Here is an 11,618-nt window from a genome sequence, read left to right on the forward strand (position 1 = left end):
ACCAATACATTTAATCACGGAATTTCAGCCGGAGTTAATTAGAATTGCTAATACGTCAACCAAAAGTGAATTGCTGGAAGAGGTGAATGAAACTGCTCTAATGATTCTGGAAACCATTATTAGATAAGGCTTTTAGTCTTGGTTTAGGTGTAAGATATATAAATAGTTTAGAATCAAGCAAAGTAATTTCGATAATAAATGAACCGACGGACGTGGATGAAACTACAAAAAAATATGGAAAATTCAATATCAGTTGAAAATAGTGCAAGATCAAGCATCCGTAAAAGGACTTCTTAGAGAGCCCACTGTAGTGAAATTTTTAAGCGTTAACGGACAGTAGAGCGGATTCAAATTAGAATTAAATTTCTGTAAAATGATGGAACTTTCGTGAATATTGAACGTCTAAATGTTTAGTAGTAATTACAGGAAGATGTTTCATGAATAAATTATTTACATATTAAAGATTTGTGTTGGTTGTTATAATAGCCGGCGTTTTGGTGGCGATTTTCTTTTGGTCAAAATTCAGTAACAAGGAGTTTCGATATGAAAAAAAGAGAGCTATTTGTAGTAGTTATAGCATTAATCGCCTGTTTGGCGGTAAAGGAAGTATTCGCAACAACAACTATAGCTGTCGAGGATTCATCTCCAGCGAAGACAATTACCTTATTTGAGGACACTACTTTATTAGGTGAAAACGGGCAGACAATCGGAATCATAGCTCCCCAAACGGTTACTATATTGGACAACAGTCAACGGAGAGTTGGACATGGGGAAGGTTATTTGGTTCCGATTTACTTGATTTCTACCTGGCTTGGAAATGCATGGATAATGCCAAATAACGCGCTTCTGGGAAATCAAAAGTCATTTGATACGAGACTGGAGATTTTCGGTGTGGAGTCGCTCTATAGCGATCCCGGACTTACCAAGCCTACAGGGATGAAATTGGCGCCGCAAACTGTAAAAGTGAAAGCAAAGTGGGATAGCCGCTACTTGATTGAGACATTGAACGGAGAAAGATGGATCTCACCGCGTTACACGGCTTTGTTCGAGGTGAGCGAGGTCCGGCAGGAAGTCCAGCTAAAAAGTACGACGAAGCTTTTTCGTTCTCCAGATGGTATGGAAACGGGAGCCAATTTGAGCCCCCAAAGGGTGATGGTGAATGAAGTCTGGCGAGACTGGTGCCGAATAGATTCCTGGTTAGGGCCAGTCTGGATCGAGCTTAAGGTTGCTGAGTAATATTATGACATAACTGGAAACATTAGCTCAGGCTGCCGGATCGGTTTTGCAAGTAACATGACAAATGGGAGTTGCTGTTTGTTTTGGATCTGCACATAGTTCACCAATTGTCATTTTTCAATTATTAGTATTTAATGATAAAGACAAATAGGAGAGTGAGGGATTTATATATTGATGAATATAGTCCGGTTTACCGGCATAATGACACCGATATTGCTTAGTATTCTCGCTTGTAGTGATGATCAGGTTCATCATACCAGTATGCCAACAGCAAACTCTCGACATAGTGACCAGCAATCGGTCTATAGACCTAACTTGTTTCTTGAGAATATAGCGTTTCCCTTCGGTGAAGGTCTGGGACAACCACTAGAGTCAGGCGCTCCTCCTTCTGAGGCGAAGCTTATCAAAAGCTTTGCTCTATCTCGCTCTGATGCGGAAGTTCATATTTATAAAAGTGGTGGTGATGCTTCACCAATATATACGGTGTATCTCAAGGGTAAGAACTCGGAGTGGAAGTTGGGTAACTTGACTAATTTTAATGAAAATCAAGTTTGGATTAATCCGATGAATTTCTTAACCGGGGATGTGTCTGGCGCGTCTATTGAAATCCCTTTTGGTAAAATAGGTGCAAAGAATGGGTTGGTGATTTATCATCACAAGACCGATTCATGGAAGGTAATCGATTTTCAAGGACATACCGCCATTCCGATGGATCTCGACAATGACGGTGTCCCTGAATGGGTCGGAAACCAGACGGATTGGGTGCCGCCTGCTGTTGAGATCCATCGTTGGGTCGCAGAATATGATCGTTTCGAATCGACAGTAATTCAATGGGATAGTAGTCTCTTCCCTGATGAGGCTAAAGAAGAAGTTTTTTACTCATCCCTTTTTGTGGAGGAGGGGAAGCATTTCATTGAAATTGGCAACAAAGAAGGTTACGCCTTTTTTACATTTGACCACGGGTTCTTAAAACAGTACAAACCCACCGACACCAGAAGTCGCGTCTTGGAAATGCAATTGGCTCGACAGCATCATTAATTATGAATATCATAATGCTCGTTGCACTAAATATCTGCCAGCTTTTACGCCTAATCAGCGTATGCAGGTTAATATACATGTTTAAATTCTTTTTGCAGCTTTTTGGGAGAAAGGTTGTATTCCTTTTTGAACAATCTATAAAAGCTGGAGTAATCAGGAAAACCGCATTTCAAGGAGATTCTCTCTATGGATATCTGATTTTGTTTAATCATAGTTACAGCGTAAGATAGACGCTTTAATGATACATAGCGATAAAAGGGGATGTTCATATTTTTAGTGAAGTAGTGAGAAAAGTAGTACTTATTTAAATGGAAATAATCGGATACCTTATCTAAGGATAAATCTGGTTCTGTTAAATGTGATTCAATATATTCTAGTATAGATACGAATCTTGGCTCCAGTTCATTTTTGTTACTAAGGTTTGGGATACTACCTGCAGGATCAAAGATGTCCTGAAGTACTTGGAAAAAGAGATAATTGATTGAAAAAGAATTATTTTTTTCCCCATTTATTATTTTTTGATGAATTTCTTGAAGTGAAGAAGTGATATGTTGAAAGTTTTTGGCATGCAAATGGAGCAAATACGAGCCTTGCATCTTTTGATTCACAACATTCTCTTTCATAGATGGTGAACTAGACATAAAATCATCCATTAAATGTTCACTGACACTAACAATAATTCGTTTATATGCATCGAAATTCTTAACAATAGCTTGATGAACTGCATAAGGAGGGATGACAACAACATCTCCTCTCTTGAGGGAATACGTTTGTCCTTCACAAAAGAATTCAACCTCCCCTTCTAAAAAGACAAGGATTTCTGTCGCATCGTGCCTATGTAATCGAAATAAATTCTGGATTTGAGAAAAATCAATGGATGATTTGTTATTTTTTACAAGCCAATCATGGGATTGGTTTTTTTTAATCAAATAATTAATTTCAAAACCATTACTTTTAACTGGAATAAGATCAGATAGCTTCATGGCAGTGGTGTCCTTTCGAATAGCAATAATTACAATATATTTAGCAATATATATCGATTATTTTGAAATTATTGTTGTTACTATAGAAGTATAACAGTTTGAGAAAGCGGTAACAAATTATTTAGGAGGAATAAATCATGGAAATGAGAATGAAACAACCCCTTTTAGAAGTTAGATCCAAGACCATTATTGAAGTGGATGGATTAAAATTTAAAGATTTGAATGGCAATGGGAAACTGGATCCCTATAAAGATTGGCGGTTGAGTCCGAAGGAACGTGCGGAGAATCTTGTTTCCTTGATGAATGTAGATGAAAAGGTCGGTATGATGCTGATTAATACACGTCAGATGGGGCTATCTCAAAAAGATAAGAGTAAGACAAGTCACGATGGTGTATTAGATGAAGGTATTGTTGAAAAAGGAGAAAGTATTTTCGCAATAACCAAAGTAATKGGAACAACGTATACGATCGAAAATATGCATTTACGCCACTTCATCTTGCGAGACAACTGGAGTCCAGCTCAAATGGCCGAATGGGTAAATACAATGAATGAAGTTTGTGAAGGAACTCGTCTTGGTATCCCTTGTTTGATAGCATCTAACTCGAGAAACGAAAATACAGAATTCATCTTCGGTATGAATGACGCAGCAGGAATTTTCTCGACTTGGCCAGGAACTCTAGGCCTGGCAGCAGCAGCTAAGGGAGATATAAAAAATGGCGGCGATGCCTCACTAATTAGCCAATTTGCTCAAATCGCCCATGATGAGTGGGATGCTACGGGACTAAGAAAAGGCTATATGTATATGGCTGATACAGTTACAGATCCGAGATGGCAACGGACATATGGTACGTTTGGTGAAGATCCGATATTTATTGCTGACGCCATCGGTCGGATTATTGACGGTTTTCAAGGGGAGAGCTTAGGATCACATAGTATTGCGATGACAACGAAGCATTTCCCAGGTGGAGGAGCAAGGGAAAATGGATTTGATCCTCATTATGAGGAAGGTAAGTGGAATTTATATCCAACTCCAGGGAGCTTGGAGAAATATCACTTGCCTCCATTTCAGGCAGCGGTAGATCATGGAACTTCATCGATTATGCCTTATTATTCGATGCCAAGTATTAAAAAGAGTGTCGTTCAAGAATTCGAGGGTGAAGACATACCGTACGAAGAGGTTGGTTTTACATTTAATCATTATTTCTTAAATCATATTCTTAGAGAAAAATTAGGGTTCAAAGGCTACATCAACAGCGACAGCGGCATCACGAGTAAAATGAGCTGGGGCGTTGAAGCGTTGAGCGAAGCTGAACGTTTTGCAAAAGCTATCAATGCGGGTACAGATATGGTTGCGGATACCAATGATATTGAAAATTTGAAAGCAGCTATCAATAATGGTTGGATAAGTGAACAGCGTATCGATCAAGCCAATGTACGTCTACTTACAGAAATGTTTGCTTTAGGTCTGTTCGATGATCGTACTTATGTTTCTGCAGATTTAGCTAAAGCAACCGTTAGTCAATCTGCTCATTGGGATGCGGCCTATCAAGCACATAAAAAGTCAGTAACAGTGCTAAAAAACCAAAATCAGACATTACCCTTAACCGTTGAAAAACTAGAGAGTAAGTTGGTTTATGTGGAAGTTTTTCATAAGGATACAGAACGAGCAGTTGCATATACGGCAAAAGCAAAGAAAGAATGTCAAGAGCTTGGACAATTTACACTGACCGATAACTATGAAGAAGCTGAAGCAGCGATTTTGTTCTTACATCCTAAATCGGGCGCTTATTTTTCTGCAACGCCAGGATTGTTAGAGCTTGAAATTTGTGAGAATAAGACAGAGACGGCTTTAGATGGTTCGTCTTACCAAGAAACGACCTTGACCGGTATGAATCATCTAAGAGAAGTTACAGAAAATATTCGCAGTCGCGGAGGAAAAGTCATTATAAGTGTTAATGTTACATTGCCATGGATACTTGGCAATGTTGAACCTTTGGCAGATGCATTGATTGCTGGATACGACACGTTCTATAAGGCGCAATTTGAAGTTATGTCAGGCAATAGCCGACCAGTAGGTGTGCTACCGTTAACATTGCCAGCGAGTGAAGCCGTCATTGCGGTTGATACAAATGGGAATTGTGTGTCGAGAAATGACGTTTCGGGTTATGATAAGGACAATTATATGCCTGAAGGATTATCATATGCTTATAAGGATAGTGATGGTAACTTCTATAAACTTGGCCACGGACTAACTTATGAGAATAAATTAAATCTGTGAATAAAAKCCAGCAAACTTGTACAGTGCGGCCTGATGGGAACAGAACCCTACATAACGATTACGGTGGATATATTATTGGTATACAAATTGTTTAGGAAAAGTGATTGGCAAATTGGAGGAAAGCAATGAGACTGCCGAATTCTAATACTTTTTTTAACACGATTCGTTTCAAATTGATTAGTGGATTAATTGTGGTCATGCTGCCTGTGCTTTCATTCTTGATTTATAATAGCTATTATTCAATTCAGGTGGTTCGTAATCAGGTAACACAGTCCAAATATTGAAGGCAGTCCCCCTGTCTTTAGGGGAGAATCGCATAACAGTAGCGGGAACGGACGAGCATGGCGTTATCTATAAGGAGGAAATGGTTYTTAATCATACAGCCGAAATAGATAAAAATTATATCTACGTTGCAAAAGAAGAAAAAAGACATGTCATTAATTGGTTCGAGAAATTTGATTTATCAAATGTTCAGGAAATTATTCTTAAAGAGGGCTAGTATTCTACTTTTGATACGATAGAAGACCTTTACAGCAATGAGGAAGCTAAGGCAATATTCAAAAAATTCTTCGGAGACATGGCAGAGAGCCCAAGGTTTACTGTCATGAAGKGGATCATGTCCATTGAAAAAATTTCTAAACTGTCTGTCTTTAAGATCCCCAAGGAATTACTGTCTGTCATTAATAAAGAATTGAACATGATTAAGAAATAATATTTCTACTGGAAGAATATTTCCAAATAGGAGAAACGAATATGAAGCGTGTAAGAATGGGTATTATAACGGCGATAAGGCATGCCTGCTGCAAAAAAATCACTAATCATCCGTCGCAAAGTGATTAGTTCTTGTTCCATATTAACGGGCTGATCAAATTCAGGATTTGTAGACACGTATACCGTTTGGATGTTTGGGTCAGTCTCACGAACTTGGTCAGCGATTTGCTTTACAAGCTGGGGCGTAATGCCTGTTTGACCGATATTTGTAATCGCATTTGAAGTTTGAATCCTCATCTTATCACATTCCTTTCTTACTTTAAGATTTCTATTAAATTGAACTTTCTATTCGAAATTTTATAACCATTTTTTTCACCGAGTTAATTTAAAAGATTGGTGCATCCTAATTTTGAAAAAAGAACTAAAATCAGGAGGCAACAATGAGAACGATCCTAACTTTTTGTATATTCTTTTTATTATTTCAGTCTGTTGGTTACGCCGTTCCTCAAAAAGACCGGTCTTATTATGAAAAGCGCGGTGAAGTCGTCTGGGAAGTATCTACCGATGAGAAAGTGATCGCCTTAACATTCGATGACGGTCCTCATCCGAGTCATACACCGCAAATCCTGGACTTGCTCAAGCAGTATCATGCTAAAGCCACTTTTTTTGTGATTGGGAATAAAATAAAACTTTATCCTGACGTGCTCAAACGAGAAATAAACGAAGGACATGAGATAGCCAATCATACATATAGCCATGCTTTTCTTTCTAAACGGACTAACATGAAAAATGAAATTAATAAAGCAGAGGATACCATTTTCTCCGTAGCCGGGATTCGATGTCAATTATTTCGCCCGCCTGGGGGCTTTTATAATGAGAGGTTAGTCAGTATTGTCAAACAAGAAGGATATAAAATGATAATGTGGTCATGGCATTTGGATACGAAGGATTGGAGAAAGCCAGGAGTCAATAACATTGTAAATAAAGTTTTAAACAATTCAAGCAGCGGGGATATCGTACTGTTCCACGATTACGTGGAAGGTCCTACTCAGACCATCGAGGCTCTAAAAAAGATTTTGCCGGAATTGGAAAAGAGGGGGTATCGGTTTGTTACTGTCTCCGAGTTGTTAACCTATCGGAAGGCAGTCCCTGCTAAGAATCCGTGAACGCTCAAGAGGCATGCTGCTGATGCGGCATGCCTTAGTTGATATCATAATTACTACTCTACAGCTTATGATCAAAGCGTACGGAATTTGCTGACATTTTCATTATTCTTGGATTCGCGGCTTGGGATAGAAATGAAGTAATCCGCACAAATTACCATTACATGCTTTCATTATAGCCATCGACCATGTTGATTATCGTTTGGAGCATGCTCGGAAAACAAATCCTGTAGAAGTTTTCAATTTTAAAAAACAAGACAAGCTTCTACAAATAATAAAGATTGTCTTGAAACCTTAGCACATACGGTTTATAAATGATCATATAAGGAGCGATTAAAGTTAGTGACAGAATTAGCGCTATTAAAAACGGAGGAACTTAAGAGAGAAGATTTTGAAAAGGAGTACAAGGCATATATGGAAGCCCAGTGTACTCATGAGTTCAGGCTAAACAATAAATCAACAATTTACGTTTGCAAGATCGGATTGGCGCAAGGAGCTAACACTAATATTGCCGAATCTGGGATGAATCTTAATACAGGTAACGTTGCTTTAGGTATAGAACTTCAGCCAGGTAATATCAGTACTGTTAATATTGTTGACAGAAAAGTAGCTGCAAATATAGCAAATTTTTCTCTCATATATAGAATTATTGATTCTGGGGAAGAGCTTGTAACGGAATTTGAGGAAGTTCGAGCGCCGAGTGACGAATATTTAACTTTCGTTACGTGGTCAATAAAGGATCCGGAGAATTTCGAACAGGAAAATTATCCGAAACCAGGAATTGAAGTGATTATTAAAACAAATAAAACAACTCAGTCACCAGGACTGACAATGTAAGTCAACCATACTAAGCGCCCCATCAAAGGAAACACACCAAGTTCTTGTCAACCGACATTAAAATTCAATAACTTATCTCATTAAAAGCCGCGCAAATCGCGGCTTTTATTAATTAAGGGATCAGTTACTTGATTGGGAGCTGTCATCGGTCCGTATGCATCCCCTCAAAAACTGGGATCTACAGATCCTGTAACTGGATGATTTTAATTTTGGTTGTTAAGTTTAAAAAAGTGAGCAAGATCCCCTGATTTCAAGGGGTTCCAACTCACTTTTTTACCTAATCCTTAAGCATTAACAGTCTCAGGTCTTTTAATTTGTAGCGGTGGAGGAATCAGCCAACCTTTTTCTTTACTCATCTCAAGTATTTTTAATCCTAAGGCTGTTTTAGTTATATGGTACTTCGCGAATAGAGCGCCAATATCTTCTCTAATAGCTTGTCCCATAGCTTGACTACAAGCAACTAGTCCTAGTGAAGCATCAGCTGCTATTTTGGCTGAAATTTCAGGATCTGTAAATCTTGCACCAACTGGGATGTCTTCAAGTTTAACTGATGGTCTTTCAGGAAGCATAGGAATAGATGGAATTCCATTGTCTACAAGAATCTTATCCAGTTCTTTAATTTCCAATTTTGCTTGATCAATCAGATCGTCTAGAACTTTTTTTAGTTCTTTGTCACCTGAGTGATTTAAATAAGCTTGATAGCAAGATACAGCCCCTTTTGCTACTGTGGAAGCTTGCCATACACTAAAAATTTCTCCGTAGTGTAGAGGTTCATCTTTTGGATTTCCACTTAAAATTCCCATTTTTTTATATCTCCTCAATTATTAATTTTTGACTTTACTATTATGTCTGAATGCCATTATATAATTCATGAATGATTAATTTGAACTAAGCATAAATTAGCTTATTTTTCCCCAACTTTATTTCTTGATCTCATTCCAGCTAGGCCAAACAGACCAATCAATCCAAGCCAACCCCAGTTCGAAGCATTCGATCTCGAATTTACGGTATCATAAGCACGGATGGAATTTGAATTATTAGAGTAAGAATTTACCCCATTGCCGTAATTTGCTTGGTTAAGCTTAGTACTGGGAGAAGCAGAAGGTGAGCTAATCGTTCCTGTATTTGTGCCGTATGCACCGTAATTATTCACATTACTATTTGTACTTGTTGAAGAATTCATTCCAACACCTGTATTTTCATGTGCTCTAACTGTTCCAACACTTAATGCTGATGTTAATAAAATAGCTAACGTAAGAGTTTGAACCTTTTTCATATTGACCTATCTCCTCTCAACTCTTTATTTGGTATCACTAGTTAGGATGTTCAACAAAGGCGTTTTTTAATGGGGGAGTTAGTGGAATTAATCATAAACTCAATACGCCGCCACAATTGTATATGCATGTTCAACCGCCTGGTCTACTCACAATTTAGTCCGTATGAAGCTTTACGAATAGGGACATTATGCCAGCGCTACATTGCCCTTTGGTCATAGCTTCACGAGGCAGCCTTGGCAATGGGTGGAGACACCTTGGCCTTTGCAAGTTTGAAGAGGAGGTCAGTCGATATGGATTTACAGGATAGCTTAAAATTCTTGCGTGAAAGAGAAATTGTTCATTCTTTACGATTTGGAGCATTATAAAAGAGGACTTTCACCTCCCTAAACACTAGAGGTGAAAGTCCTCAATTTACTTATTCGACTAAATTAGTTACTTGTATACCCGTAGTGCGCGATCACAGGTTGTGATGATTGTAGTGATCCTTGTTGTTGATATCCACTATGCTGGGAATTCTGCGCCTGATAGCCGCCGTAATGAGAAATGACTGGCTGTGAGGCGTTTTGGGAGTACGCATTCATTTGAGATGCATGGTTAGGCTGTATATTGTGCTGGGAATTCTGTGCCTGGTAGCCACCGTAATGAGAAATAACCGGCTGTGTGGCGTTTTGAGAGTAAGCATTCATTTGAGATGCATGGTTAGGCTGTATATTGTGCTGGGAATTCTGTGCCTGGTAGCCACCGTAATGAGAAATAACCGGCTGTGAGGCGTTTTGAGAGTAAGCATTCATTTGGGCTGCATGGTTGGGCTGCGTGTATTGTTGGGAATTCTGTGCCTGGTAGCCACCGTAATGAGAAATAACCGGCTGTGAAGTGCTTTGAGAGTAAGTATTCATTTGGGCTGTATGGTTGGGCTGCGTGTATTGCTGGGAATTTTGTGCCTGGTAACCGCCAAAGTGAGAGATGACCGGCTGTGAAGCGCTTTGAGAGTAAGCGTTCATTTGGGAAAGATTGTAGGGCTGTCCGCTCTGTTCCCGATTTTGAGCCTGGTAACCTCCGTAATGGGAAATGACTGGCTGGGAAGTATTCTGCGTAAATGCGTTGTCCTGTGTATTTTGATTCTGATAGCCACCGTAATGAGAACCGACCGGGGCCTGCGAAGAATAAGAATTTGCGTATCCGTTTGTATTGGACGATTGAGATGCATTGTTTAGGCTTTGCTGTCCGAATTGATTCATGTTTACTTTCCCTCCTAGAATATCTATCTTGGCAAAGGAAATCCCTTAGAAGCCTACATTATTATTAGGATTCCTCCTGTTTTTATCCTGCAAATAATTGGTTATTTAACGGTACTAGTCCGGAAAGGGGTTCCTTTCTTTGATAAACAAAGAATGCTATTATTTATTGAAACTTGCTCAAACCGGTGACATCACAGCTCCCGATTGCGATCCGACTAAACCGAGAATACAGTAAATATGAAATAACCCAAGGGATTAATCCTTTGGGTTATTTTTTGTTTCAATCACATTTATTTTCCCTTCATAGCAAAATAAATCGGAAAAGATACAGCTGTTGCAATGCTTAATGAACTAGCAATTAAACGCGCAGAGATGAATGATTTATTTTTCATAATTGGAAAACCTCCTGAATATTAAGTGCTATATTTAGGGCTCGCTTCTTAAATGTGAGATAAGATATTCTTACAGAACTTTACAGAACCTAGTACATCAATACTGTGCCTTTATTTTTGTAACTAGTCACGTGTTTATTTTCTTTTACACTGTTACCTGGCAAAGGCGAATAACTTGTATCAAGCGTATTACTTCTACTACCGGTTCCAGATGCAACAACTCTCGGTCCATTATTAACTGATATAGTTAAGCTATTAACCGCATAAAAACTGAATGTTAATATTAAAACAATAGAAATTGTAACCATAATAATCTTTCTCATTAATTGTCTCCTTTTTAACATGATTTGAATTCAATGTTAGGATGCCCAGATTTAAGTTCTTAAAGTGCCCATTTGTTTAAATAATTGTTCCATGAGTTTCCCTTTATTTTAAAGTCATTTTAAATACTCGATATAATGTCC

At 38.5% G+C, this 11,618-nt stretch carries 12 protein-coding genes; 6 read left to right on the top strand and 6 right to left on the bottom strand.

Annotation, left to right across the window (positions count from 1 at the left end; translation table 11 throughout):
- Window positions 1-543 precede the first annotated feature (543 nt).
- Together AC1DLM_RS33040 and AC1DLM_RS33045 are read left to right on the top strand one after the other, a co-directional pair.
- A complete protein-coding gene (locus AC1DLM_RS33040) occupies window positions 544-1,236 on the top strand; it encodes a hypothetical protein (protein WP_477572353.1) in 693 nt (230 codons plus the stop codon).
- A 171-nt stretch (window positions 1,237-1,407) separates the two neighbouring features.
- Window positions 1,408-2,274: a hypothetical protein gene (locus AC1DLM_RS33045; RefSeq protein WP_441992334.1), complete on the top strand. Its 867-nt coding sequence runs from the start codon at window positions 1,408-1,410 to the stop codon at window positions 2,272-2,274.
- 68 nt (window positions 2,275-2,342) lie between these two features.
- Here AC1DLM_RS33045 and AC1DLM_RS33050 read toward each other — a convergent pair whose 3' ends face one another.
- Complete coding sequence (locus tag AC1DLM_RS33050) at window positions 2,343-3,257, bottom strand: AraC family transcriptional regulator (RefSeq protein WP_477572354.1); 915 nt, start codon at window positions 3,255-3,257, stop codon at window positions 2,343-2,345.
- Window positions 3,258-3,394: 137 nt separating this feature from the next.
- Here AC1DLM_RS33050 and AC1DLM_RS33055 point away from each other — a divergent pair, with 137 nt between their 5' ends.
- Both AC1DLM_RS33055 and AC1DLM_RS33060 read left to right on the top strand, forming a co-directional pair.
- A complete protein-coding gene (locus AC1DLM_RS33055; protein ID WP_477572355.1) occupies window positions 3,395-5,536 on the top strand; it encodes a glycoside hydrolase family 3 protein in 2,142 nt (713 codons plus the stop codon).
- A 125-nt stretch (window positions 5,537-5,661) separates the two neighbouring features.
- Window positions 5,662-5,820, top strand: coding sequence for a hypothetical protein (locus AC1DLM_RS33060; protein WP_441992331.1), 159 nt, complete (start codon window positions 5,662-5,664; stop codon window positions 5,818-5,820).
- A 433-nt stretch (window positions 5,821-6,253) separates the two neighbouring features.
- Here the strand turns inward: AC1DLM_RS33060 and AC1DLM_RS33065 are convergent, their stop codons facing one another.
- Entirely contained in the window at window positions 6,254-6,544 is a 291-nt protein-coding gene (locus AC1DLM_RS33065) for a YhcN/YlaJ family sporulation lipoprotein (RefSeq protein ID WP_441992330.1), read from the bottom strand.
- 143 nt (window positions 6,545-6,687) lie between these two features.
- Between AC1DLM_RS33065 and AC1DLM_RS33070 the strand changes: the two genes are divergently transcribed.
- On the top strand, window positions 6,688-7,413 hold the full coding sequence (locus AC1DLM_RS33070) for a polysaccharide deacetylase family protein (RefSeq protein ID WP_441992329.1): 726 nt from the start codon (window positions 6,688-6,690) through the stop codon (window positions 7,411-7,413).
- 339 nt (window positions 7,414-7,752) lie between these two features.
- A complete protein-coding gene (locus tag AC1DLM_RS33075) occupies window positions 7,753-8,247 on the top strand; it encodes a hypothetical protein (RefSeq protein ID WP_477572356.1) in 495 nt (164 codons plus the stop codon).
- Between the two features lie 284 nt (window positions 8,248-8,531).
- Here AC1DLM_RS33075 and AC1DLM_RS33080 read toward each other — a convergent pair whose 3' ends face one another.
- From AC1DLM_RS33080 to AC1DLM_RS33095, 4 genes are all read right to left on the bottom strand, one after another.
- Window positions 8,532-9,050: a DUF3231 family protein gene (locus AC1DLM_RS33080; RefSeq protein WP_441992327.1), complete on the bottom strand. Its 519-nt coding sequence runs from the start codon at window positions 9,048-9,050 to the stop codon at window positions 8,532-8,534.
- Window positions 9,051-9,151: 101 nt separating this feature from the next.
- Window positions 9,152-9,523 carry a WGxxGxxG family protein gene (locus AC1DLM_RS33085; RefSeq protein ID WP_441992326.1) on the bottom strand — a complete coding sequence of 124 codons (372 nt, stop codon included), beginning with the start codon at window positions 9,521-9,523 and terminating at the stop codon, window positions 9,152-9,154.
- Window positions 9,524-9,952: 429 nt separating this feature from the next.
- Window positions 9,953-10,762, bottom strand: a complete 810-nt coding sequence (locus AC1DLM_RS33090; protein ID WP_477572357.1) for a hypothetical protein — start codon at window positions 10,760-10,762, stop codon at window positions 9,953-9,955.
- A gap of 481 nt (window positions 10,763-11,243) precedes the next feature.
- Window positions 11,244-11,477 (bottom strand): hypothetical protein, encoded by a 234-nt coding sequence (locus AC1DLM_RS33095; RefSeq protein ID WP_441992324.1) that lies wholly within the window; start codon window positions 11,475-11,477, stop codon window positions 11,244-11,246.
- Between the last annotated feature and the right edge of the window lie 141 nt (window positions 11,478-11,618).

The organism is Paenibacillus sp. 01T442 (assembly GCF_056398345.1).

Excerpts from the sequence above, each read along its gene's own strand:
- AC1DLM_RS33040 (WP_477572353.1), top strand. The coding sequence starts at position 544 with ATGAAAAAAAGAGAGCTATTTGTAGTAGTTATAGCATTAATCGCCTGT.
- AC1DLM_RS33050 (WP_477572354.1), bottom strand. The coding sequence starts at position 3,257 with ATGAAGCTATCTGATCTTATTCCAGTTAAAAGTAATGGTTTTGAAATT.
- AC1DLM_RS33060 (WP_441992331.1), top strand. The coding sequence starts at position 5,662 with ATGAGACTGCCGAATTCTAATACTTTTTTTAACACGATTCGTTTCAAA.
- AC1DLM_RS33065 (WP_441992330.1), bottom strand. The coding sequence starts at position 6,544 with ATGAGGATTCAAACTTCAAATGCGATTACAAATATCGGTCAAACAGGC.
- AC1DLM_RS33070 (WP_441992329.1), top strand. The coding sequence starts at position 6,688 with ATGAGAACGATCCTAACTTTTTGTATATTCTTTTTATTATTTCAGTCT.
- AC1DLM_RS33080 (WP_441992327.1), bottom strand. The coding sequence starts at position 9,050 with ATGGGAATTTTAAGTGGAAATCCAAAAGATGAACCTCTACACTACGGA.
- AC1DLM_RS33085 (WP_441992326.1), bottom strand. The coding sequence starts at position 9,523 with ATGAAAAAGGTTCAAACTCTTACGTTAGCTATTTTATTAACATCAGCA.
- AC1DLM_RS33090 (WP_477572357.1), bottom strand. The coding sequence starts at position 10,762 with ATGAATCAATTCGGACAGCAAAGCCTAAACAATGCATCTCAATCGTCC.
- AC1DLM_RS33095 (WP_441992324.1), bottom strand. The coding sequence starts at position 11,477 with ATGAGAAAGATTATTATGGTTACAATTTCTATTGTTTTAATATTAACA.